General features: G+C 68.1%; 25 protein-coding genes and 5 tRNA genes. 24 read left to right on the top strand and 6 right to left on the bottom strand.

From position 1 onward, the window contains the following. The first annotated feature begins 47 nt into the window (after window positions 1-47). The 6 genes from GBZ48_RS11725 to GBZ48_RS11700 all read left to right on the top strand — a co-directional run bounded on the left by GBZ48_RS11725 (window position 48) and on the right by GBZ48_RS11700 (window position 2,305). Entirely contained in the window at window positions 48-1,697 is a 1,650-nt protein-coding gene (locus GBZ48_RS11725) for a phospholipase D-like domain-containing protein (protein WP_174471207.1), read from the top strand. A 74-nt stretch (window positions 1,698-1,771) separates the two neighbouring features. Further along, window positions 1,772-1,858: transfer RNA gene (locus tag GBZ48_RS11720), tRNA-Leu, on the top strand. A 38-nt stretch (window positions 1,859-1,896) separates the two neighbouring features. Next, a tRNA-Ala gene (locus tag GBZ48_RS11715) sits at window positions 1,897-1,972 on the top strand. 73 nt (window positions 1,973-2,045) lie between these two features. Continuing rightward, window positions 2,046-2,122: transfer RNA gene (locus tag GBZ48_RS11710), tRNA-Asp, on the top strand. 4 nt (window positions 2,123-2,126) lie between these two features. Then, window positions 2,127-2,201: transfer RNA gene (locus GBZ48_RS11705), tRNA-Gly, on the top strand. Between the two features lie 29 nt (window positions 2,202-2,230). Further along, a tRNA-Val gene (locus GBZ48_RS11700) sits at window positions 2,231-2,305 on the top strand. 83 nt (window positions 2,306-2,388) lie between these two features. On the opposite strand, the gene GBZ48_RS11695 is transcribed toward GBZ48_RS11700, so the two are convergent. Further along, on the bottom strand, window positions 2,389-2,754 hold the full coding sequence (locus GBZ48_RS11695; RefSeq protein WP_343049526.1) for a tol-pal system YbgF family protein: 366 nt from the start codon (window positions 2,752-2,754) through the stop codon (window positions 2,389-2,391). A gap of 466 nt (window positions 2,755-3,220) precedes the next feature. On the opposite strand from GBZ48_RS11695, the gene GBZ48_RS11690 reads away from it, so the two are divergent. The 8 genes from GBZ48_RS11690 to hflX all read left to right on the top strand — a co-directional run bounded on the left by GBZ48_RS11690 (window position 3,221) and on the right by hflX (window position 10,848). Further along, window positions 3,221-4,045, top strand: a complete 825-nt coding sequence (locus GBZ48_RS11690) for a winged helix-turn-helix domain-containing protein (RefSeq protein WP_174471205.1) — start codon at window positions 3,221-3,223, stop codon at window positions 4,043-4,045. Between the two features lie 199 nt (window positions 4,046-4,244). Further along, window positions 4,245-5,489: a flagellin N-terminal helical domain-containing protein gene (locus tag GBZ48_RS36715; RefSeq protein WP_174471204.1), complete on the top strand. Its 1,245-nt coding sequence runs from the start codon at window positions 4,245-4,247 to the stop codon at window positions 5,487-5,489. 193 nt (window positions 5,490-5,682) lie between these two features. Then, window positions 5,683-6,090: a flagellar biosynthesis regulator FlaF gene (locus GBZ48_RS11680; protein ID WP_174471203.1), complete on the top strand. Its 408-nt coding sequence runs from the start codon at window positions 5,683-5,685 to the stop codon at window positions 6,088-6,090. Further along, window positions 6,080-6,541 carry a flagellar biosynthesis repressor FlbT gene (locus tag GBZ48_RS11675; RefSeq protein WP_174471202.1) on the top strand — a complete coding sequence of 154 codons (462 nt, stop codon included), beginning with the start codon at window positions 6,080-6,082 and terminating at the stop codon, window positions 6,539-6,541. The genes GBZ48_RS11680 and GBZ48_RS11675 overlap by 11 nt, the downstream gene beginning before the upstream one ends. 4 nt (window positions 6,542-6,545) lie before the next feature. Beyond that, window positions 6,546-6,938 (top strand): flagellar protein FlaG, encoded by a 393-nt coding sequence (locus GBZ48_RS11670; RefSeq protein WP_174471201.1) that lies wholly within the window; start codon window positions 6,546-6,548, stop codon window positions 6,936-6,938. Continuing rightward, window positions 6,935-7,726: a DUF1217 domain-containing protein gene (locus tag GBZ48_RS11665; RefSeq protein WP_174471200.1), complete on the top strand. Its 792-nt coding sequence runs from the start codon at window positions 6,935-6,937 to the stop codon at window positions 7,724-7,726. The genes GBZ48_RS11670 and GBZ48_RS11665 overlap by 4 nt, the downstream gene beginning before the upstream one ends. Window positions 7,727-7,765: 39 nt before the next feature. Then, a complete protein-coding gene (locus tag GBZ48_RS11660; RefSeq protein WP_343049525.1) occupies window positions 7,766-8,929 on the top strand; it encodes a hypothetical protein in 1,164 nt (387 codons plus the stop codon). A 572-nt stretch (window positions 8,930-9,501) separates the two neighbouring features. Next, window positions 9,502-10,848: a GTPase HflX gene (gene hflX / locus GBZ48_RS11655; RefSeq protein ID WP_174471199.1), complete on the top strand. Its 1,347-nt coding sequence runs from the start codon at window positions 9,502-9,504 to the stop codon at window positions 10,846-10,848. 55 nt (window positions 10,849-10,903) lie between these two features. Here the strand turns inward: hflX and GBZ48_RS11650 are convergent, their stop codons facing one another. From GBZ48_RS11650 to fliI, 3 genes are all read right to left on the bottom strand, one after another. After that, window positions 10,904-11,299: a YbaN family protein gene (locus GBZ48_RS11650; RefSeq protein WP_174471198.1), complete on the bottom strand. Its 396-nt coding sequence runs from the start codon at window positions 11,297-11,299 to the stop codon at window positions 10,904-10,906. Between the two features lie 79 nt (window positions 11,300-11,378). After that, a complete protein-coding gene (locus GBZ48_RS11645; protein WP_174471197.1) occupies window positions 11,379-11,975 on the bottom strand; it encodes a hypothetical protein in 597 nt (198 codons plus the stop codon). Next, window positions 11,972-13,315 (bottom strand): flagellar protein export ATPase FliI, encoded by a 1,344-nt coding sequence (fliI, locus tag GBZ48_RS11640; protein ID WP_174471196.1) that lies wholly within the window; start codon window positions 13,313-13,315, stop codon window positions 11,972-11,974. The genes GBZ48_RS11645 and fliI overlap by 4 nt, the downstream gene beginning before the upstream one ends. A gap of 140 nt (window positions 13,316-13,455) precedes the next feature. Between fliI and GBZ48_RS11635 the strand changes: the two genes are divergently transcribed. From GBZ48_RS11635 to GBZ48_RS11615, 5 genes are all read left to right on the top strand, one after another. Next, complete coding sequence (locus tag GBZ48_RS11635) at window positions 13,456-13,848, top strand: flagellar biosynthesis protein FlgG (protein WP_098735359.1); 393 nt, start codon at window positions 13,456-13,458, stop codon at window positions 13,846-13,848. A gap of 25 nt (window positions 13,849-13,873) precedes the next feature. Beyond that, window positions 13,874-14,293 (top strand): flagellar basal body rod protein FlgC, encoded by a 420-nt coding sequence (gene flgC, locus GBZ48_RS11630; RefSeq protein ID WP_109049423.1) that lies wholly within the window; start codon window positions 13,874-13,876, stop codon window positions 14,291-14,293. An 11-nt stretch (window positions 14,294-14,304) separates the two neighbouring features. Then, complete coding sequence (gene fliE, locus GBZ48_RS11625; RefSeq protein WP_174471195.1) at window positions 14,305-14,664, top strand: flagellar hook-basal body complex protein FliE; 360 nt, start codon at window positions 14,305-14,307, stop codon at window positions 14,662-14,664. Between the two features lie 175 nt (window positions 14,665-14,839). Further along, the gene (gene fliQ / locus GBZ48_RS11620; RefSeq protein ID WP_174471194.1) at window positions 14,840-15,106 is read left to right on the top strand and encodes a flagellar biosynthesis protein FliQ; all 267 of its coding nucleotides are present in this window, start codon (window positions 14,840-14,842) and stop codon (window positions 15,104-15,106) included. Beyond that, on the top strand, window positions 15,106-15,888 hold the full coding sequence (locus GBZ48_RS11615) for a lysozyme family protein (RefSeq protein ID WP_174471193.1): 783 nt from the start codon (window positions 15,106-15,108) through the stop codon (window positions 15,886-15,888). The genes fliQ and GBZ48_RS11615 overlap by 1 nt, the downstream gene beginning before the upstream one ends. 7 nt (window positions 15,889-15,895) lie before the next feature. Here GBZ48_RS11615 and GBZ48_RS11610 read toward each other — a convergent pair whose 3' ends face one another. Together GBZ48_RS11610 and GBZ48_RS11605 are read right to left on the bottom strand one after the other, a co-directional pair. Further along, the gene (locus tag GBZ48_RS11610) at window positions 15,896-16,297 is read right to left on the bottom strand and encodes a DUF1398 domain-containing protein (RefSeq protein ID WP_174471192.1); all 402 of its coding nucleotides are present in this window, start codon (window positions 16,295-16,297) and stop codon (window positions 15,896-15,898) included. A 41-nt stretch (window positions 16,298-16,338) separates the two neighbouring features. After that, a complete protein-coding gene (locus GBZ48_RS11605) occupies window positions 16,339-16,800 on the bottom strand; it encodes a MarR family winged helix-turn-helix transcriptional regulator (protein WP_174471191.1) in 462 nt (153 codons plus the stop codon). A 167-nt stretch (window positions 16,801-16,967) separates the two neighbouring features. Between GBZ48_RS11605 and flhA the strand changes: the two genes are divergently transcribed. From flhA to folP, 5 genes are all read left to right on the top strand, one after another. Then, entirely contained in the window at window positions 16,968-19,061 is a 2,094-nt protein-coding gene (gene flhA / locus GBZ48_RS11600) for a flagellar biosynthesis protein FlhA (protein ID WP_174471190.1), read from the top strand. Between the two features lie 7 nt (window positions 19,062-19,068). Further along, window positions 19,069-19,839 (top strand): flagellar biosynthetic protein FliR, encoded by a 771-nt coding sequence (locus tag GBZ48_RS11595; RefSeq protein WP_246307142.1) that lies wholly within the window; start codon window positions 19,069-19,071, stop codon window positions 19,837-19,839. Between the two features lie 17 nt (window positions 19,840-19,856). Continuing rightward, window positions 19,857-20,939: a flagellar biosynthesis protein FlhB gene (gene flhB / locus GBZ48_RS11590; protein ID WP_174471189.1), complete on the top strand. Its 1,083-nt coding sequence runs from the start codon at window positions 19,857-19,859 to the stop codon at window positions 20,937-20,939. 155 nt (window positions 20,940-21,094) lie between these two features. Continuing rightward, complete coding sequence (locus GBZ48_RS11585) at window positions 21,095-21,394, top strand: hypothetical protein (RefSeq protein WP_174471188.1); 300 nt, start codon at window positions 21,095-21,097, stop codon at window positions 21,392-21,394. A 199-nt stretch (window positions 21,395-21,593) separates the two neighbouring features. After that, complete coding sequence (folP, locus tag GBZ48_RS11580; protein WP_174471187.1) at window positions 21,594-22,763, top strand: dihydropteroate synthase; 1,170 nt, start codon at window positions 21,594-21,596, stop codon at window positions 22,761-22,763.

The raw sequence follows: 22,763 nt of genomic DNA, 5'->3' as shown, positions 1-22,763 counted from the left end.
CTGTCGCCCTTGCGATGATGCCCACGACGCCGGAAGGAATGGTCGATATGGCCGCGATGCCTGACGCCGCCCGCCCAACTCCCAATTTTCAGGGTTCCGCCAGTCAGTTGGGCCAGCCCTGCGCCGATCCGATCCTGGTGCCCGGCCGGACCTGCTGGCGGATGGAGACGGCGGACCGCGTGGCGGTGATCATCGACGCCGCCGCCTATTTCGCCCGGATCAAGGCGGCCATCCTGAATGCCCGCCACACGGTGATGCTGATCGGCTGGGATTTCGACACCCGGATCAAGCTGGAACCCGACGATCCGATGCCGGGCGTGCCGAACGAGCTGGGTGATTTCCTGTCCTGGATCGTCCGGGTGCGGCCGGAACTGACGATCAATGTGCTGAAATGGGATCTGGCGATCCTGAAGATGCCGTTCCGCGGCGGGACGCCGCTGGTGCTGCTCGACTGGATCAGCAGCCGGCGCCTGCGCTTCCGCCTGGATTCCGCCCATCCGCCCGGCGCCTGCCACCACCAGAAGATCGCCATCATCGACGATGCGCTGGCCTTCTGCGGCGGCATCGACATGACCACCGACCGCTGGGACACGACCGACCACCGCGACGGCGATCCCCGGCGGGTGCGGCCGAACGGCGAGGCCTACGGCCCCTTCCATGACGTGACCACCGCCGTCGACGGTGCCGCGGCGCGGGCGCTGGGGGAGCTGGCGCGGGAGCGCTGGCACCGGGCGACCGGCGAGATGCTGACCCCGCCGCCGCCGGTCCCGGCCTTCTGGCCCGACGATCTGGAGCCCGACTTCCGCGATCTCCCGGTCGCCATCGCCCGCACCGATCCCATGGCGGATCATGAGGGGACGCAGAAGACCGGCAAGCGCGGCGTGCGCGAGATCGAGGCGCTGTATCTGGCCGCCATCGCCGCAGCGCGGGATTTCATCTATCTGGAAAGCCAGTATTTCGCCTCGCAGAAGATCGTCGGCGCCATCATCGACCGGCTGTCGGAACCGGACGGGCCTGAGGTGGTGGTGATCAATCCCGAACGCACGCCGGCCTGGATCGAAGAGGAGTCGATGGGCAGCGCCCGCTCGCTGCTGCTCCAGCGCCTGCACGAGGCCGTCGCCAACCCCCGCTTCCGCATCCTGGCGCCGGTGACCGAGGGCGGCGAGGGCATCTATGTCCACGCCAAGGTCCTGGTGGTCGACGACCGGCTGCTGCGGGTGGGGTCGTCCAACATCAACAACCGGTCCCAGGGGCTGGACACCGAATGCGACCTCGCCATCGAGTGCGCACCGGGGGAACGGCCGGAGGTCTGCCGCTCCATCCGCTCGGTCCGCACCCGCCTGATGGCGGAGCATCTCGGCGTCTCCGTCGAGGAGGTGGAGCGCACCGAGGAGGCGGCCGGATCGCTGACCGCCACGATCGACCGGCTGATCCGCCCGGCCGGGCGTTCGCTCCGCCCGCTGGAGCCGCAGCCGCTGACCGAGACGGAACGAAAGCTGGTGGAAGAGCGCCTGCTCGACCCCGACCGTCCAGAGCCGATGGCGACCACCATCCTGCGCGGGGCGACGGTGTTCGGCGACGTGAACCGGACGGCATGGCGCATCGGCGCCGGGGTGGCCGCGGCGGCGGCGGTGGGGGTCGGACTGGCTCTTCTTGCCCGCCGGAACGGGCGGCATAAAAAAATGCGCGGGGAGTGAATTCTCTGCTTGCGGGCCGCGATCCATCCCGCTACATAAGCGCTCCCCGCGGCGCCCAACGCGGTGCGGGGAAAGCGCTTGTGGCGGAATTGGTAGACGCGCTAGGTTCAGGTCCTAGTGGCTGAAAGGCCGTGGGGGTTCGAGTCCCTCCAAGCGCACCAACACTCCAAGTGTTGGTGTAGAGGTGCAGAAGTATAGTGGGGCCATAGCTCAGCTGGGAGAGCGCTACAATGGCATTGTAGAGGTCAGGAGTTCGATCCTCCTTGGCTCCACCACTTCTGAAGAGTTTGAGTAGGTTTAGGTCTTGTCTGTCGGGGTGAAGCCTTGTATAAGGCGCCGCTCCTCAGCGCGGGTGTAGCTCAGTTGGTTAGAGCGCCGGCCTGTCACGCCGGAGGCCGCGGGTTCAAGTCCCGTCACTCGCGCCACTTTGCGGGCGTAGCTCAGGGGTAGAGCACAACCTTGCCAAGGTTGGGGTCGAGGGTTCGAATCCCTTCGCCCGCTCCATGACTGGAGCGACAGTTTTGGGTTCCCGTGGTCTCGTAGCTCAGCGGGAGAGCACTACGTTGACATCGTAGGGGTCACTGGTTCAATCCCAGTCGGGACCACCATCTATGAAGGCCGCCAACCGGAACGGGTTGGCGGCCTTCGCCGTTTCCGGGCCGCTTGCTGCGGCTGCCCGTCTGCTCCGCTCTCAGATCTCCGCCGGTGGCCTGACCGGGATCGGCCCGCCCGCAACCGGGGGAGGGGCCGGCAGCGACCGCAGCGACGCCCGCGCCGCCTCGCGCATCGGGGCGAAGCCGTCCTCCGGAAAACGGCGCATCAGCGTCTGGTAGGATGCGCGCGCCACCTCCGGGCAGTTCAGGATGCGGAACTGGTCGCCCTGGCGCAGCAGGGCTGCGGCCTCGTCGGTCTTCGGATGGCCGGCGATGGAGGACGCGACTCCGTACCAGCGCCCATAGGCCGACCACATCTCGCGCACGGCATCGCCGTCGCATCGGCCGGCGGTCAGCGCTTTTTCAAGGGCTTGGCGGTAATCGCTGTCGGGGGCCTGCGACACTTGCGCACAGCCTCCCAGGACAAGCAGGCAAGCAGCGGCTGCGGCCGCCCCAAGGACGGACAACGTCGTTCCGGACATGGAACCTCCTCAAACGCGGATGCCCGGGGACCCTATGACATCAGGGTTAAACCAGCGTTCATGTTTGTAAGCGTTGGTTTTCCGTTTCATCACCAGCGTTAACCATAGGTGGCGGGCGAATTAATGGTTGTTTGCAGCGATCACTCGAAAATCGCATAGAGCTTCCAAGTAAAACGCCACATGAATAAAAATTTATCCAGTCTTTAGTCGAACGGAACCATTAAAACCACGTAAAACCGGGGTCGCGCCTATGTCTATCCGGGTAACCCAATCTGTTGACATGTTGCCTTTGGATAGGTTCTTTTGGGGCTGTGATAAGCATGTGACATCAGCGCAATTGCGTAAAAAACAATGCTTTATCTGCGCTTGCTCGACAATGGAGAATCCAATGCAGGCTTTGTTGATTGAGCCAGCCGATCTGATCGCCGACGCCATCGGCAAGCAACTCGCCCTGTGCAAGGTTAACCATGACCGCCTGGACCTGAATGGACTGCGCGATCTGGTGGGCGGGCATGGCTCCGTCGACATCGCGCATGACGCGATCATCATCGGCGATGTCGGCGACACCGAAGCCTGCGTCGCCATGCTGCGCGCCCGCAACGTCACCGCCGCGATCATCTGCCTGATCGAGCGCCGCTGCGCCAACACCACCGCCGGCATCCTGCGGGCCGGGGCCGACGACGTGCTGGTGAAGCCGGTCGTCAGCACCGAAATCCGCGCCCGGCTGGAGGCGATCCGCCGCCGCTCCTACGGGCTGACCAGCAACGCGGTGACGGTGGGCCGCCTGACCGTCTTCCTCGACGGCCGCGATCCGGAGGTGGACGGCGAACGCCTGCGCCTCAGCCAGCGGGAACACGCCATCCTGTCGGTGCTCGCCCTCAACCACCGCCGCGTGGTGTCGAAGGAGCACATCTACGAGGAGGTCTACGGCCTGTCCGGCTCCGACCCGCTCGACAAGGTGATCGACGTCTATATCTGCAAGCTGCGCAAGAAGATCGACACGGCGACCGGCGGCGGCCGCTACATCGAGACGGTCTATGGCCGCGGCTACAAGTTCGAGGCGCCGCCCGACCATGTCGCTCCCGACCGTGGCCAACTGATGCTGGACCGCTGGTCGAACGCCGGCGCGCTGTCCGGAACCCGCGTGCCCTTCATCCCGCCGGTGGTCCCCAGCAACGCCGTCCGCGCCGCGGCCCGCGCCGTCGGGCGCTGATCCTCCGCTTCAAATCCTCTGCCCGCCCGACCCCGAAAACACCGTCCGTCCCGAACGCTTCCGATTTTTTACCCCGGCTTAAACCGGCCCGGTCATCCTCGAATTCGCCGCTCGCGCCCCCGCACACCAGATCGGGAAGGCCGGCGCGATTGGCCCCGGCGTCAGAAAGGCGCCATGCATCTCGCGAATGGAGATACCCATGGCCTCGATTATGACGAACACCTCCGCCATGACCGCGCTGCAGACCCTGCGTCGCGTGACCGGGGATCTGGAGACCACGCAGGACCGCATCTCCACCGGCCTGAAGGTCAACAACGCCAAGGACAATGCCGCCTACTGGTCGATCGCCACGACCATGAAGGCCGACGTCGCCGGCTTCAAGGCGGTGAAGGAATCGCTGGAGCTGGGGTCCGGCACCACCAACACCGCGTCGGTGGCGTCCAAGAACATCGTCGAAAACCTTCAGACGCTGAAGGCCCGTGTCATCGCCGGCCAGACCAACGGCGTCGACAAGTCGCTGATCCAGAACGACGTCGACCAGCTGGTGAAGCTGATCAAGGGTGCCGCCGCCGACGCCTCCTTCAACGGCGACAACCTGCTGCGCGTCACCTATTCGAACGACGGCACGGCCAAGGACAAGAACGTCGCCATCCTCGCCTCGCTGAGCCGCGCCGACGGCACCGTCGATCCGAGCTACATCGATTTCCAGCGCCAGGACATGCGCGTGGAATCCATCGTTGGCAAGGCCACCATCGAGCAGCAGGTCGATTCGACCAATGCCACCAAGGCCAAGGTCGACATCAAGTTCGGCGCCCCCGGCGACACCTTCATCGATGGCCAGAGCCTGGGCCTCGGCAGCCTGACGCTGACCGTGACCAAGGAGGACGGCACCAAGGCCGACGTCTCGGTCGACCTGTCGGCGCAGAAATACACCACCGATCTGGCGACCACCCAGGGCAACATCGCCACGGCGGTCAACACCGCCCTGACCGCCGCCGGTGCCGACTTCCAGGTCGCCTTCACCGGCGACACCCTGACCTTCACCGACCAGGACGTGAACACCGACGGCAACTTCACCGCCCAGGTGTCCGGCCTGTGGGTCGGCTCGAAGGAGAGCGACGCCTTCGGCGGCCTCGCCGATCTGACCCAGATCGACGTGGTCAACAACTCGAAGAAGTCGCTGGAGGTCATCAACAAGCTGCTCGACAGCGCCATCGGCAAGGCGTCGGTCATCGGGTCCATCGAGAACCGCGTGTCGGTGCAGAACGACTTCGTGTCGAAGCTGACCGACTCGATGAACAAGGGCATCGGCGCCCTGGTCGATGCCGACATGAACGAGGAATCGAGCCGCCTGCAGGCCCTCCAAGTCCAGCAGCAGCTCGCCATCCAGGCTCTGTCCATCGCCAACCAGGGTCCGCAGAACATCCTGTCGCTGTTCCGCTAAGTCCCCTCGCGGGCGGCTCCATTGTCCGAACCCCTGGACGATGGAGCCGCCCCGTCGGCCATGCCCGTTCATCACGCCCGTCGCCGGACGGAGCGGGCATCGCCGACGGCCGGCCCCCCGCCCGTCTTTCGACAGACCCACCGCAACCGGTCCGGCATCCCGCCGCCAAGGACCCCACCGCAGGGGTGCGCCCATGAGCATCGCCGCCTATCACCAGACCATCGCCGAGTGCGACGATCCGCGAAAGATCGAGTACCGGGTGTTCCTGCGGATCACCCTGGCGCTGGAGAACAACCGCGACGCCGACTGGCGCTCCGCCGCGCTGAAGGACGCGCTGTGGCGGAACCTGGAGCTGTGGAACGCGCTGCGCGCCGACCTGCTGGAGGACGGCAACGCCCTGCCGGAGGCATTGCGCGCCGGTCTGGTCTCGCTCTCCTTCGCAGTGAACCGCAACACCCAGCGGGTCCTGCGCGGCGAGGGTGGCATCGACCTGCTGCTCCACATCAACCGCTCGGTGATGCAGGGCCTGCAAGGGGCTGCCCAGGGGGCGGCGCAGCCCGCGCTGGAACTGGCGACGGAGGATCTGTCCTATGGCACTTAAGCTGCGCCTGAAGCCGTGCGAGCGCGTGGTGATCAACGGCTGCGTCGTGCAGAACGAGAACCGCCGCTACACCCTGACGATCTCCAACTTCGCCCAGATCATCCGCGGCAGCGACATCCTCCAGGAGGAGGATGCGGTGACCCCGGTGCGCCGCGCCTATTTCCTGATCCAGAGCATGCTGCTCGATCCCGAGGTCGCCGCCACCGGCAGCGGTGCCGTAGCGGCGATGATGGCGCAGCTCTACACCGCCTTCGCCCGCCCCGACATCCAGGACCGCATCGCCCGCGCCATGGGCCATATCGGGGAGCGCGACTATTACAAGGCGCTGTCCGCCCTGCGTCCGGTGATGGAGTATGAGGGCACGCTGCTGGCGGCGTCCCCCTCTGCCTCTCCCTCTGCCCCGGCGGCCTCCTTCCAGGCGGACGGCATCGGCCATCACGCAGGAGGCTGACGCCATGCCGACCCCCGTCACCGGCGTGACCGGCCCGTCCGGCGACCGCGCCACCACCACCAGCGCCGACATCATCGCGGAAGCGCGCCAGCGTCAGGCCGACCGGCTGCGCGCCGCCCAGGCCGAGACGGCCAAGCCGGTGGAGGCGGCCGAGCGCGCCCAGCAGGCCGCCGGGAAGGCCGACGCATCCGAGGCGGAGGCGAAGCACGCCGCCCGGCCCTATCGCGTCAACCTCGATCCCGACACGAGGCGGCTCTACACCGAGGTGCTCGACACCGCGACCGGGGAGGTCATCATGCGCATCCCCGCCGGCTATGGCGCCGAAACCGATGCGGCCGACGAGGATCCCGTCCTTCCGCAAGGCGAGGACGGCCGGGGCGGGGAGGTCGAGGCATGACGACGCTCGTCGATCTGCGGATGGTCAGCAAGAACCACGACCGCTACGAACAGGCGGTGCGCAGCCGGCCGGCGGTGCAGCGCGCCATTTCCTATTTCCAGGACAACATCGGCAAGATCGCCAGTACCGAAGACTTCATGAAGGACGACAAGCTCTACCGCTTCGTCCTGGACGCCTTCGACCTCGGCAGTCAGGCGAAGTCGCGCGGCCTGATCCGCAAGGTTCTGGAAGAAGGGGTGAGCGACCAGTATTCCACCGCCAACCGGATGAGCGATACCAAGTTCCGCGAGATGGCGACCATCCTGGGCTTCGCCGAGAACGACGGCGCCAACCTGAAGCAGCCGGCCGTCGTCCAGGCCATCGTCGACCGCTATGTCGCCGTGACGCTGGAGGTGGAATCGGAGGACAGGAACCCGGCGGTGCGGCTCGGCCTCTATTTCCAGCGGCGGTCGGCGAACATCACCAACTGGTATCAGGTCATGGCCGACAATGCCCTGCGCAAGGTGGTCTACACCACGCTGGGGCTGCCCGACCAGACGGCGCTGCTGGACGTCGACAAGCAGAAGGCGCTCTTGGAAAAGCGGATGGACATCGCCGACCTCAAAAGCCCGGACAAGGTCGCCAAGTTCCTCGACCGCTTCGCCGCGATGTACGACATGCAGAACGGCAGCGCCGCTGCGACCGCCGCCATGCCGTCCATCGGGCCGATTTCCCGCCGCGGGCGGGCCTCGGTCATCTCCATCGATCCGTCCATCACCATGACGCTGATGAGGTTCCCGCGCTTCTGACAGGGCCGCGGGGCTCGCCCGAGCGGGAGGAGTCCAGCCGTGCAGACGCCAGCCGGCACCCCACCGGACCACAGGTCCGGCGACTTGCAGGACCACAGGTCCAAAGAGCCACAAGACCGTAAGGCTCGTGACCGCATCCGCCCGCCGGCCACCACCGGGGCCGCCGCCGTGGCTCTGCGCGGTGCGTCCGCGGAGGACGAGGATGACGGGCGCGACGCGCTGCACATCCTGCCGCTGTCGATCCTGCCGCTGGAAACGCCGGGGCTGCGCCGGGCGCGGCTGATCAAGAATGTCCGGCTGGAGACGGTGGCGGAGCTGTTCAACGACGCCCAGACGGGCAGCGGCCAGATCCGCATCGACCAGCTGTCGAAATGCTTCGGCATCGACGGCCCGGAATTCCGCCGCGACCTGCGCAAGATCGTGCAGATCGCCGAGGCCGCCAGCTTCGACGTCTACAGCCTGCGGCTGGAGCTGCGCCGCCTGAACATCGATGTGGAGGAAGCGGCGGCGCTCCGGCTGTCGGCCGCCAAGCGGGCCGAGCTGACCAGCTACATGCGCGTCTTCACCCGGCCGCTGGTGGAGCATGTCTATGGCGTGCAGGGGGCGGACATCGCCAGCATGGACGAGCTGGTCCGCCTGTTCGCCCAGCCCGACGTGGAGGAGGCGCGGCGCCGCCTGCAACTGACCGCCGACCGGCTCGACATTCCGCTGGGGGAGATTCCGGCCTTTCTGGAGGAGTATGCCGACATCTTCCTGTCGCTGGCCTATTTCAAGCGCTGCCTGGACGACATCGTGCCCGACGTGCAGGGCTTCCTCGGCTGGATGGCGGAGCTGTATCAGGTCAGCGAGGTGCGCCGCGACGCCCGCCAGGGCCGCATGCTGGACGACATCGGCCATGACCTGACCGACATCGCCACCTCGATCACCGGGCGTTTCGAAAGCTTCGACACCCGCTCCCGCGATTTCTGGCGCGACATCAACCCGGAGAGCTTCCGCAGCATCCGCGACCTGATCGTCACCCATCACCTGACCATCGGCGGGGTGCTGTGCGGTCTGGCGGTGAAGATGAACCTGTGGAAGCACCGCTTCTCGCGCGGCGGCGGCCCGGTGCGGCGTCTGGAGTTCATCCGCTCGGAAATCCTGCCGGGGCTGGCCCACATCAAGACCATCGAGCAGACCTCCCGCAACAACATGGGCTGGTGAGGGGGCACTCCTGATACTCCCTCTCCCGCCCCGGGAGAGGGAAGGGGCCCGCCGCGAAGCGGTGGGAAGGGTGAGGGGTGATCCAAGGAACCATGCGGTTCGGGATTCTTGCTCTACCCCTCACCCTCCCCACTTCGTGGGTCCCCTCCCTCTCCCGGGGCGGGAGAGGGCATCGACCGCCAAATCCCGGAAAAAGCGCTGCCGCACCCTTGTTTCGAACGCCGAACTCCACATCTAACCGAATGTCGGCGGTGACGCCGCGACCCAAGAATGTCGGCGGCGACGCCGCGAACCCGGTACGATCCCGCGTGACGAGGCCATTGCCCGGCCGGCGCGGCAACTTCGGTGATCTTCCCTTGATCTAAGTTCCCCGGTTCGGCCCCCGCTGCGGGAGTGCCGGCGCCATCCTCTCCGATCCCGTGACGCGCAGGCCGCCGCGACCCTCCCCCGTGCCGTGGCGCCGCCGGTGGGATCGGAGAGGACCCCCCTTTTTTCCAATTCCGAGCGTCGCATCCGCCAGGGACGCGCGCATGCCCCGCGCATCCGGCGCCGGGGCGGGCACAAGGAACCCCATGGGTACGAATCCGAACACCGACTCCAAAACCATCGAAACCCGGCAATCGAATTTGGGCCGCGCCCTCGTCCTCCACCCGGTCCTGCGCGGCGTCGAGACCGTCCGCAGCCCCGAAGCCTCGCTGGAGGAGGCGGTCGGTCTTGCCGCAGCCATCGAGCTTGAGGTGGCGCAGGCCGCCATCGTCAAGGTCAACCAGCCGCGCCCGGCCACCCTGCTGGGCGGCGGCGCCATCGAGCAGCAGGCCAAGCTGATCGAAGACGCGCGCGAGGCGGGCGAGGCCATCGACCTTGTCATCGTCGACCATCTGCTGACCCCGGTGCAGCAGCGCAATCTCGAGACGGCCTTCGGTGCCAAGGTCATCGACCGCACCGGCCTGATCCTGGAGATCTTCGGCGCGCGCGCCCGCACCCATGAAGGCCAGCTTCAGGTCGAGCTGGCGTCGCTGACCTACCAGAAGTCGCGGCTGGTGCGGTCCTGGACCCACCTTGAACGCCAGCGTGGCGGCTTCGGCTTCCTCGGCGGTCCCGGTGAATCCCAGCTCGAACTCGACCGCCGTCTGATCGGCAACCGCATCGTCAAGATCAAGCGGGAGCTGGACGATGTCCGCCGCACCCGCGGCCTGCACCGCAAGGCGCGCGCCAAGGTGCCCTATCCGGTGGTGGCGCTGGTCGGTTACACCAACGCCGGCAAGTCCACCCTGTTCAACCGGATGGCCGGCGCCGACGTGTTCGCGAAGAATCTGCTGTTCGCGACGCTGGACCCGACCATGCGGCAGGTGGTCCTGCCGTCGGGGCGCAAGGTGATCCTGTCCGACACGGTCGGTTTCATCTCCGACCTGCCGACCCATCTGGTCGCGGCCTTCCGCGCCACGCTGGAGGAGGTGCAGTCGGCCGACATCATCCTGCATGTCCGCGACATCGCCCATCCCGACACAGAAGCCCAGAAGGCCGATGTGGAGGCGATCCTGACCGATCTCGGCATCGATCCGGAACGCGACCCGCGCGTGGTCGAGGTTTCCAACAAGATCGATTTGCTGGACGGGGCGGAGCTTGAGGCCGTGCTTGCCCGTGCCGAACGGTCCGGCAACGCCTGCGCGCTGTCCGCCGCGACCGGGGAGCGTCTGGACACGCTGTTCCGTATCCTCGACGAGCGGATGACCGCCGGCCGCGAGCTGGTTGAACTCGATGTCGAGCATGGCGACGGGGCGACGCTCGCCTGGCTCTACGCCCATGGCGAGGTGGTCGGCCGCCGCGACGACGACAGCCACGCCCATCTGCAGGTCGCCATCGAGCCGGCGACGCTGGCCCGCCTGGGCCATCCGGGGCAAGAGCGTGCCGCGGCCTGAGCGAGGCTTTCAAACTTTGAAGGAAGGGGGCTGCTGGAAACGGCGGCCCCTTTTCCTATGGAGTCGGACGGGACACCACATAAGCGGCGGCACCCACCATGACCAGCCCGGTGCCGGCGAGCACCGGGTAGCCGGGAGAGGTCAGGGCCAGGATGGCGAAGCTGGACGACATGCCGCCGACCGCCATGACCTTCGCCTTCACCGGAATGGCGCCGCGATCCTGCCACTCGCGGATGGCGCGGCCGAACCGCGGGTCGTTGCGCATCCGCTCGCGCAGTTCGGGATTGCCGCGGGCATAGGCCCAGCCGGCGACCAGCAGGAAGGGGACGGTGGGCAGGATCGGCAGGAAGGCTCCGGCGGTGGCCAACCCCACCGCGCCATGGCCGACCAGCAGCCACAGCCGCCGCCGTCCCTTTCCCTTTCCCTGTTCCAGGCCGTTGCCTGCATCCATCGTCCGACCGCCCGCTCCGAAGCCTCCCGGTTCCGGATCATTGAACCGCGCCCGGCGGTGCCGCGCAAGCTGGGGTTGGTCACGGCGCCGTGCGCGCCATCCCTGGCGTGCCGGCCCTGGCCGTCGCCTCCAGGCTGTACAGCTTCGCCAGCAGTTGCGGCGCCGGCTGTTCGGTACCCGCCGGCACCCCCGCTGTCGCTGCCATTTCCGCCGCCGGCGCCGATTTGCGGCGCAAGGCCTCCTCCAGCGATTGGGGGGAGGGCAGGGCGCGGTCGCCGCCGCTGCCGCCGCCCATCCAGGGCAACGCCCCTGCCGGCGCCTGCTCCGCCGCGGCGGTCTCCGTTCCCTCCTCCAGCAGGCTGCCGATATGGCCCAGCACGCTGTCGCCGGTGACCTCCTCGAAGGCGACCATGGCGGCGCTGCCGATCAGGCCGGGCAGCCCGCCGAACAGGAAGCCGCCGGCCAGCCGGGCTGGGATGGAGATGTCTTCCCCCGTCGCCTCGCGGTAGACCGACGACACCACGGGCAATTGCTGGAGCGGGTTGACCACGTCGAGCAGATCGTCGAAGCCGACGCTCATCCTGTCGGCCAACGTTTCCTCCGGCTCGGCGGCGGCCTTGCGGTGTGCCGAGGGCGGGGTGACGGCCTGGGCGGCCAGTTTGGTATTGATGCTCATGCGTGGTCTCCGAGGGCGGCGAGCAGCGACTCCAGCCGTGCGAAACTCCCGGCGGAGGGCGAGGGGTCGTCCTTGCCCTGGCGCAGGAACTCCTCCAACTGCGGATGCAGGTCGATGGCGGCGTCGGTCTCCGGATCGGTGCCGCGCTTGTAGGCGCCGAGCCGGATCATCTCCTTCATGCCGTCATAGCTGGCGGCCAGCGCGCGGGCGCGGCCGACGATGCGGTTCTCGCGTGCGTCATGGCAGCCGGGCAGGCTGCGCGACACGCTGCGCAGCAGGTTGACGGCGGGATATCGCCCCTGCTCGGCGATTTTGCGGTCCAGCACCAGATGGCCGTCGAGGATGCCGCGCACCGCATCGGCGATGGGTTCGTCATGGTCGTCGCCATCGACCAGAACGGTGAAGATGGCGGTGATGTCGCCGTCTCCACCGCTTTCAGGACCCGGCCCGGCGCGCTCCAGCAGGCGGGGCAGTTCGGCGAAGACGCTGGGCGGATAGCTCTTGGCGGTCGGCGGCTCGCCGGCGGCCAGCCCGATCTCGCGCTGGGCCATGGCAAAGCGGGTGACGCTGTCCATCAGGCACAGCACATGCTTTCCCTGATCGCGCATCTCCTCCGCCACCGTCATGGTCAGCAACGCCGCCTGCCGGCGCATCAGCGGCGGCTCGTCCGAGGTGGCGACGATGACGACGGAGCGCGCCAGCCCCTCCGGCCCCAGATCGTCCTGGATGAATTCGCGCACCTCGCGCCCGCGCTCGCCGATCAGGCCGATGACGATGGCCTCGGCCTCGGCATGGCGGGCGACCATCGCCAGCAGCGTCGATTTGCCGACGCCGGAGCCGGCGAACACGCCCAGCCGCTGGCCGCGGCAGAGCGGCACGAAGCTGTCGATCACCCGGATGCCGCTGTCCAGCCGCCTGCCCACCCGGCGGCGGGCGCAGGCGGCTGGCGGCGGCTGGCGCAAGCTGCGCGGATGCTCGCCGTTCGCCAGCGGGCCCTTGCCGTCGATCGGCTCGCCCAGCGCGTTGACCACCCGGCCGAGCCAGCCGGGGCCGGGCCGCAGCGTGAAGGCGGTGTCGTCGGTGACCGCGGCGCAGCCCTCCGCCACGCCGTCGAGGCTATCGAAGGCCATCAGCAGCGAGCGCCCGTTGCGGAAGCCGATGGTCTCGCACAGCACGCGCCCGCCGCGCAGCGTCTCCGCATGGCATTTGTCGCCGACCGACAGCACGCGCTGCAACCCGTCGACCTCCAGCGTCATGCCGGCGGCCGAGCGGATTTCCCCGCGCCATCGGCGCGTCGGCAGCCGGTCGAATTCCGCGGCCAGGGTGGCGAGTGCCGGCATCGCTTCTGTCTCCACCATCTCCATCGATGCAAGGCATCCTGGAGCAACGAATTTAAATCCGGCTTTAAACCGGCGGGATCATCGTCCGATCCGGTGTTCCGGCGAGAATTGCCGGCAAGAATTGATGGACCGAGGTCGCAATGGATTTGGGTAAAATCGGTTTCTTTCAGCTTGCCGGCACGCGGCTGGACTATCTGGCACAGCGGCAGAAGCTGGTCGCCGAGAATGTGGTGAATGCCAACACGCCCGACTACCAGGCGCGCGACCTGAAACCCTTCGACAGCGTGATGGACGGCATCCGCCCGGTGGAGACCGCCCGCACCTCCGGCCTGCATCTGGCGAGCACCCGCTCCACCGCCGGCTTCCGCGAGGAGGGCAGGGCCGCCCTCTGGGAATCGACACCATCCGGCAACGCGGTGTCGCTGGAGCAGGAGATGATCAAGGGCAGCGAGACCCGCGACGCCTTCGCGCTGACCACCAGCCTGTTCCAGCGCAATGTGCAGATGCTGCGCATGGCCTGGAAGAACGGCTGACGGCTTTTAGGACGGAGACGACCCGATGATGAACGATGTCCTCGGCGCCACGCTGAAGATCGCCGGCGCCGGCCTTCAGGCGCAGTCGACCCGCCTGCGCGTGGTGGCGGAGAACCTTGCAAACGCCGACAGCACCGCCACCGCCAGGGGCGGCGATCCCTACCGCCGCAAGACGGTGTCCTTTGACAGCGTGATGGACCGCGGCGTCGGGGCGGAGCTGGTGCAGGTCAAGCAGATCGGCCGCGACCGCAGCGACTTCCAGCTCGCCTACGACCCCTCGCACCCGGCGGCCGACGACAAGGGCTACGTCAAGAAGCCCAACGTCCAGCCGCTGGTCGAGATGATGGACATGCGCGAGGCCGGCCGCGCCTTCGAGGCCAGCATGAACGTCATCGAACAATCGCGCGCGATGATGACCCGCGTCGTCGACCTGCTGCGCAGCTGAGGAGCCGTTCCATGATCGAGATGTCCGTCGGCCGCGTCGCCGCCGCCTACGCCGCCAACCGCAGCCCCATCGCCAGCGGCGTCGCCGAGGCGCAGACGGCGACCTCCCCGCTATCCTCTGCGAACCAGTCCGACGCGGTGGCCGCCAGCGCCGAGAGCGATTTCGGCGGTTTCCTCGACAAGTCGATCTCCCAGGCGGTCGACACGCTGAAGGAAAGTGAGCGGGTGTCGCTGGCCGCCGTGTCGGGCAAGGCCAGCGCACAGGACGTCGTGCGCTCCGTCCTGGCCGCCGAGATGACGGTGCAGAGCGTCGTCGCCATCCGCGACAAGATGGTCCAGGCCTATCAGGAGATCATGCGCATCGCGGTCTGAGCGGGTGCGTCAGCCCACCGGGAAGAATCCCCTCTCCCCCCGGGGAGAGGGTTAGGGTGAGGGGGACGCACCGCGTGGCTTCCCGAGAATCCTCGCCTTGCATCCCCCTCACCCCGGCCCTCTCCCCGGGGGAGAGGGGGATTTTCCACTCCATAGGAAAACCAAGGACCACCCCATGAACCAGGCCGACGTTCTGGAGGTGCTGCGCAGCGGCATCTGGACGACCCTGCTGATCGCCGCCCCGCCGCTGATCGTCGCGGTGGTGGTCGGCGTGTCGATCTCGCTGGTGCAGGCGCTGACCCAGGTGCAGGAGATGACGCTGACCTTCGTGCCGAAGATCGTCGCGATCCTGGTGGTGACGGTGCTGGCGCTGCCCTTCATGTACGGCGCGCTCGCCACCTACGCCGACCGGTTGAGCGACCTGATCGTCGCGATTGATTGATGCGCCTCCCCCCGTTGCGAGCGGCCGCGCTCCCCCTTCTCGGGCTGCTCGTAAATCCGGCCGGCGGTGCGGCGGCGCCGCCGGCCAACCTCTCACAGATCGGGGTGTGGAGCACCGCCCTCTACGCCCCGCCCAAGCAGCCCGCCCCACAGCCCCCGGCCAAAGCCCTGCCGCCCGAAGCCCAATGCATCGCCGCCATCCTCGATGCGGAGAAGGCGGCCGGCATCGCCGACCATCTGCTGCTGGCGATGGGCTTCACCGAGTCCGGCCGGCGGACGGAAGACCGGCTGTTCACCGCATGGCCGTGGACGGTCAACACCGAAGGGCGCTCCCATTACTTCCCGACGCGCGACGCGGCGATATCCTTCGTGCGCGAGACCCAGGCGCGCGGCGTCCAGTCCATCGATGTCGGCTGCCTGCAGGTGAATTTGCGCTGGCACCCCGACGCCTTCCCCGACCTCGTCACCGCCTTCGATCCGGTCGCCAACGCCCGCTATGCCGCGTCCTTCCTGTCGGCGCTGCGGCGCGACCATGGCTCGCTGGAGACGGCCATCGCCCGCTACCACTCCGCCCAGTCCGAACGCGGCGAGGCCTATCGCCAGCGGGTGACCGGCAATCTGCGCTGGGTCGCCGGGGCGCTGGGCTATCTGGAGACCTTGGCGGCCGGCCCCGGCGGCTCCGCCCCGGTCTGGACCGCGGCGGAGCGCGGGCGCCTGAGCTTCCTGTCCGGCCTGTTCGCCGACGGCCCGGCCCGCCCGCTGCTGCCGGCCGGGCAGAACTGAAACCGGTTCACTGCGGGAAATGCTCGACATGGCATTCCGCGGTCCGGCCGTAATAGACCACCCGCCTGCCGGAGAAGGACACCATATAACCGGCGCATCCGGCCGCCTTCACCGCCTCGCAGAAGCCGCGGTAGCTGTAGCCCGGCGCGTTGGACTGCGCCGCCCGCACCGCCGCCTCGACCCCATCCGCCCGGAAGGCCGCTGCGACCGGCGTCGGCGTCGCGATGGCCGGCAACTCCACGCTGTCGCCGTCCGGCAGATAGTAGGTGCTGGTCCCGCGGCGGTAATCGACGGCATAGCCTTCGAAGCCGGCGTCGATCAGCACGGCGACGATGGACGGGAAGTTCATCGTGCCGTCATGCGACGCGGCAAGGCAGGTCTGGGCAATCGTCTTCTGCTGCGCGTTCATCGGCGCTCTCCTTCTTGCGATGGGTTTGCTGAGGGAGGGGATCAGCCGGTCGGGCTGCTTTTCAGCCCATGCGACCCGGCGATCTTCCTCAGGATCCGGTCGAGCTGCGCGCGTTCCTCCGCCGTCAGGCAGGCGAAGGCCGCCTCGTCGTTCTCGTCGGCCAGCCGGGCCAACTCCGGCAGGATCCGGCTACCTGCCTCCGACAGCGCCAGCACATGGGCGCGGCCGTCGGCCGGGTTGTCGTCGCGGGTGACCAGGGCCTTGGCGACCAGCCGGTCGGCCAGCTTGCTGATGGCGCCGCGGGTCATGCCCATCCTCCCGGCGAGCCGGTTGGGGGCCAGCGGACCCGCGCCATGCAGTTCCCGCATCATGACCCATTCGGCCACCGTCACGTCCTTGCCCTCCAGACGGCGGGCGAAGGCGAAGGACACATGGTTGGACACCATGCGCATCCAGTAGCCGAGATGGTCCGTCAGCCGGGAAACCGCGCCGTTGGTGTTCATAAGAATCCACCCCATTGGTTGAGTAGGAAACTATCGCGATTTTTGTTTCTTAGTCAACAAATTTCCCGCCCCGACCCCGTACCGGGTCCCGCCCTTAAATCCCGGTTTTACCGCACCCCCCTATCGTTGCCGGACCATCTCTCCTCCACAAACCCGCCGGGACCCCCATGACCCTCACGGATCACGTCCGCAGCCGGTTCGGCCTGATCGGCGACATCGGGCTGGCGAACCGCGACGTGCTGTTCGCGGTCGGCATCCTGCTGGTGCTGGCGGTGCTGTTCCTGCCGGTGCCGTCCTGGTTCCTCGATCTCGGGCTGGCGCTGTCCTTCTCGGTCGCGGTGCTGGTGCTGATGGTGTCGCTGTGGATCCCGCGGCCGCTGGACTTCTCCTCCTTCCCCACCGTGCTGCTGGTGGTGACGATGCTGCGGCTGGCGCTGAACATCGCGTCCACCCGCCTGATCCTCAGCGAGGGGCACAACGGCCACGCCGCCGCCGGCCACGTCATCCAGGGCTTCAGCCAGTTCGTGATGGGCGGCAACTTCGTCATCGGCGTGGTGATCTTCTGCATCCTGGTGGTGATCAACTTCGTCGTCATCACCAAGGGTGCCACCCGCATCGCCGAGGTCGGCGCCCGCTTCACGCTGGACGCCATCCCCGGCAAGCAGATGGCCATCGACGCCGACCTCTCCGCCGGCATGATCGACGAGGCCGAGGCGCGCCGCCGCCGCAAGGAACTGGAGGACGAGAGCACCTTCTACGGGGCCATGGACGGTGCGTCGAAATTCGTGCGCGGCGATGCGGTGGCCGGGCTGGTCATCACCGTCATCAATGTTCTCGGCGGCATGGCCATCGGCATCGCCCAGAAGGGGATGAGCTTCGACCATGCCGCCTCCATCTACACCACCCTGACGGTGGGCGACGGGCTGGCGACGCAGATCCCGGCGCTGGTGGTGTCGCTGGCCGCCGGCCTGCTGGTGACCAAGGGCGGCAATGTAGGCTCGGCGGAAAAGGCGGTGATCGACCAGCTCGGCGCCTACCCGAAGGCACTCTTGGTGGCGTCTGGCCTGCTGGTCTCGCTGGCGATCACGCCCGGCCTGCCGATGACACCCTTCCTTGCCATCGGCGCCGCCTTCGCCCTGCTCGGCTGGTACGCGCCGCGCCGCAAGGCCCGCGCCGCCGCGCTCGCCAAGCTGGAGGAAAGCCGCAAGGCGCCCGCCGCCGTCCCGGAGGAGGCGGTGGAGGACATGCTGAAGGTCGACGAGGTGAAGGTGGAGGTCGGCAACCACCTCGTCCCGCTGATCCTCAACAAGAACGGCCCGCTGACCACCAAGGTCAAGACCCTGCGCAAGCGCTTCGCCACCGAGTTCGGCTTCGTCCTGCCCTCGGTCCGCATCAAGGATTCCAGCTTCCTGGCCCCCAAGAGCTACGTCATCAGCATCATGGGGGTGGAGGCGGCGAAGGGCGAGGTGCGGCCGAAGCATCTGCTCGCCATCGACCCGACCGGTGGTGCTGTGCCCGACATCGCCGGCGACTCCACGCGCGAGCCGACCTTCGGCCTCCAGGCCAAATGGATCGACCCGGCCCGCCATGAGGAGGCGGTGGCGAAGGGCTACACCGTCGTCGATCCGGAAAGCGTCATCACCACCCACCTGACCGAGGTCATCAAGGACAACCTCTCCACCCTGCTGACCTTCGCCGCCTTGCAGAAGCTGATCGACGGGCTGGGCCGCGAGTACCAGAAGCTGATCAACGACATGGTGCCGAGCCAGATCTCGCTGGTCGTGCTCCAGCGCGTGCTGCAACAGCTGTTGTCGGAGCGGGTGTCGATCCGCAATCTGCCGGCCATCGTCGAGGCGGTGGCGGAGGCTGTCGGCTGGACCCGCCACATCACCTTGATCACCGAACATGTGCGGATGCGGCTGGGCCAGCAGATCCACCAGGGGCTGGCCGGACCCGACGGCTTCGTCTCGGTGATCGCGCTCAGCCCGCGCTGGGAGCAGGCGCTGCTCGACAACATCGTGGTCGAGGGCGACGACCGCCGCTTCGTCATGCCGCCCAGCCAGGTGCAGGAGTTCCTGACCGCCGTGCGGCTGAAGATCCAGAAGCACGCCACCTCACAAATCTGGCCCGCCCTGCTGGTGGGAGCCGAGGCGCGGCCCTTCGTGCGGTCGCTGCTGGAGCGGGTCAGCCCGATGACCCCGGTGCTGAGCCATGCCGAGCTGCACCGCAAGGCGGCGCTCAAGACCGTCGATCAGGTCTGAGCCGCCGATGGACGCCCCCATGGACGGCCTCAGCCAGTTCCTCACCCTGGAGATCTACCGCGGTCTGCTGGTGTTGGCGCGGGTGGCGGCTGCCATCGGCCTGTTGCCGGGCTTCGGCGAGGCGGCGGTGCCGATGCGCGTGCGGGCGGCGCTGGCGGTCATCGTCACGCTGGTGCTGTTGCCGGGGGTGGAGGGTTTGCCCGACCGCATGCCGGAGCAACCGGTGGAGATGCTGCGGGCGCTGGCGGGCGAAACGCTGGTCGGCGCCTATCTCGGCCTCGGCGCCCGGCTGTTCATGGCCGCCCTCCAGACCACCGGCGCGGTCGCGGCCCAGGTGGTGGGGCTGAGCAACCCCTTCTCGATGGCGGCGGCGGGGTTCGAGGGCGGGTCGGTGCTGTCCGGCGTTCTGCTGATCGGCGGGCTGGCGCTGCTGTTCGCATCCGACGTGCATTACCTGATGATCGGCGCGCTGGCCCGCTCCTACGGTTCCTGGCCGGCGGGGGTGTTCCCCGACCTCGGCATGGTCGCCCAGCGCTTCGCCGAACTGCTGGCGACCACCTTCCGGCTGGGGGTTGGTTTGGCAGCACCCTTCATCCTCTATGGGCTGGTGGTCAATCTGGCCCTGGGGCTGGTCAACCGGGTGATGCCGGCGATGCCCGTCTATTTCGTCGCGACGCCCGGTGTCCTGATGATCGGCATGGGCCTGTTCATGGCGACCGCCGGGGCGATGCTGACCGCCTTCGTCGCCGCACTCGGCGGCTGGCTGTCGGGGTCCTGACTTGCGGAGATTGGGCCATGGCGGAGCAGGACGACGAACAGAAGACCGAGGAACCGACAGAGAAACGCCTGCGCGAGGCGGCGGAGAAGGGCGACGTTCCCCGCGCCCGCGACGTCGGCCTGCTGTCGGCGATGGTCGCCGCCTGGATGATCGTGCTGATGGCGGTGCCCGGCGTGGCGTCGAGCCTGTCGGCCCTGCTGCTGCCGCTGATCGAGAACCCCGACGACATCCGCATCGACGGCAGCGCCATCGACGTCATCCACAGCCTGCACTGGCTGATCGGCGGCGTCGCCGTCGCCCTGCTGCCGGTGCTGGGCATCCTGCTGGCCGGGGTGGCGGTGTCGGCGCTGGGGCAGGGGCCGTTCGTGGTGGCGTCCGACCGCATCCGGCCGAAATGGTCGCACCTGTCGCCGTCGTCCGGCTGGAAGCGGATGGCCGGCCGGCCGGCGCTGGTCGAATTCGCCAAGAGCCTGGTCAAGCTCGCCATCATCAGCGGTGCCGCCTGGCACGCGCTGGCGCCCTACATCGCATGGACGGAGGATACTGTGGGCATGGACGTCGCCGGATTGCCCGTGCTGCTGCGGGACGTGACCTTGCGGCTGCTGCTGGCCGTCCTGCTGGCGACCGTCCTGATGGCGGCGGTGGACGTGCTGTGGAACCGCCTGGAGTGGCGCCGCCGCCTGCGCATGAGCCACCAGGAGATCAAGGACGAGTTCAAGCAGATCGAGGGCGATCCCAACGCCAAGGCCCGCCTGCGCGACATCCGCCGTTCGCGCTCGAAGAAGCGGATGATGGCGAACGTTCCGCGCGCGACGGTGGTCATCACCAACCCCACCCATTTCGCCGTGGCATTGGAGTATGAGCGCGGCCGGACCGCCGCCCCGATCTGCCTCGCCAAGGGTGCCGACCTGATCGCGCTGCGCATCCGCGCGCTGGCCCAGGAGCACAACATCCCCATCGTCGAGAATCCACCACTCGCCCGCGCCCTCCACGCCTCGGCGGAGGTCGATGCCACCATCCCGCTCCAGCATTATCAGGCGGTGGCGGAGGTCATCACCTATGTGCTGAAGCTGAAGGGCGGTCTGGCGCGGCGGGGGTGAGCGTCGCGCCTGCTGGACCAAGGCCGGCAAACAGCCGCCAATTGTTTCAAATAACAAATCTCAAACCTTCCAAAAAGCCACGCTATCGGCTTGCTAACGCGCGAATATCTGGCGCTACCTCGCAATTGTCACAAATTCGATTGAGAGAGTTTTAGATGCGCATTCTGAAGATCGCTGCTGTCGCCGTCGTCGCCATGATGGCCGTTCCCGCCATTGCCTTCGCCGATGATTTCGAGGCGCTGTGCACGGCCACCGACAAGTCCGAGCCGACCGTCGCGTCGTGCAAGTGTGCGTCCGGCAAGCTGACCGGCGCCGAGCGCAACACCGCCATCGAGGCGATGAAGGCGATGAACGCCGCCATGGCCTCCGGCAAGGCCGAAGACGCCGCCGCGGCCACGCAGAAGCACAGCAAGGGCATCGAGATCGTGATGACCGCGCAGGCCACCTGCATGTAATCGGCTCGCGCCGTCTGCCTGTCGTCTACTGCCTACCGGTTGTCCGGGCCGTCCATCGGGCGGCCCGTTCCGTTCCAGTGTCCTGCGCATCGTCCGAAAATCCCCGCCGGCCTCGCCGTCCAGGGCGGCCCCCCTTGCCATCCAGCCGGTCGCGTGTCAGGAACGGATCCGTCAGCCCGTGACGTGAAGGGGACCTCCGATGCCGCCGCTCTCCGCCAAGCCCGCCGCCAAGGCGGCAGCGCCCAAATCCGCCGCCGGGTCGCTGGCCGGCTTCTGTCCCTGGGCGGGGGAGGACGGTGTCCGGGTCTACCTCCGTCCGGTCGGGCTGATGCCCATCGCCGCCTGGGCCAAGGGGGCGGCGGTGCCGCTGGCCGGCGGACGCTTCGCCTTCTCCACCGCCGAACTGATCGTCCGCGATGGCCTGCACCATGGGGCCTCCCGCATCGACCGCGCCTTCGCGCCGCTGTCGGAGACCCTGGCCTGGGGCTGGGAGCGCTCGCGTGCGGTGGCGGAGGCGCTGGACCGCCAGCTGGGCGCCCTGACCCGCGCCCGCGCGCCCTTCGCCGGGCTTTCCCCCGACCGGCCGCAAATCATGGGTATCGTCAACGTCACGCCGGACAGTTTCTCCGACGGCGGCGACTTCCTCGACCCTTCCGCCGCCATCGACCATGGAGAGGCGATGCTGGCGGCCGGCGCCGACATCCTGGACATCGGCGGCGAGTCCACCCGCCCCGGCGCCGTCCCGGTCCCACCCGAGGAGGAGGAGCGGCGCGTCCTGCCGGTCATCCGCCATTTCGCCGAAAAGGGGGCGACCGTCTCGGTCGACACCCGCCATGCCCGCGTGATGGAGTCCGCCGCCGCGGCCGGCGCCCGCATCGTCAACGACATCGCCGGCCTGTCCGACCCAGACGCGCTGCCGGTGGTGGCCCGCACCGCTATCCCGGTGGTGGTGATGCACATGCAGGGCGACCCCGGCACCATGCAGGCCAACCCGACCTACCGCGACGCGGCGCTCGACGTGTTCGACTGGCTGGAGGAGCGGGTCGCCCGCTGCGTCGCGGCCGGCGTGGCCCCGGAGCGCATCGCCGTCGATCCCGGCATCGGTTTCGGCAAGAAGACGGAGCACAATCTGGAGATCCTGCGCCACACGTCGCTGTATCATGCGCTGGGCTGCACGGTGCTGATCGGCCTGTCGCGCAAGGGCTTCATCGGCCGGCTGTCGCGCGAGGAGCCGCCGAAGGAGCGGCTGGCCGGCTCGCTCGCCGCCGGGCTGGAGACGCTGAACCAGGGGGCGCAGATCCTGCGCGTCCACGACGTGGCGGAAACGGCGCAGGCCCGCGCCGTCTGGGAAGGGCTGCATCGGCGTTGA

Origin of the sequence: Azospirillum melinis, from assembly GCF_013340935.1 — a bacterium.
Classification (GTDB): domain Bacteria; phylum Pseudomonadota; class Alphaproteobacteria; order Azospirillales; family Azospirillaceae; genus Azospirillum; species Azospirillum melinis.
This window is presented reverse-complemented; position numbering and strand designations above follow the sequence as displayed.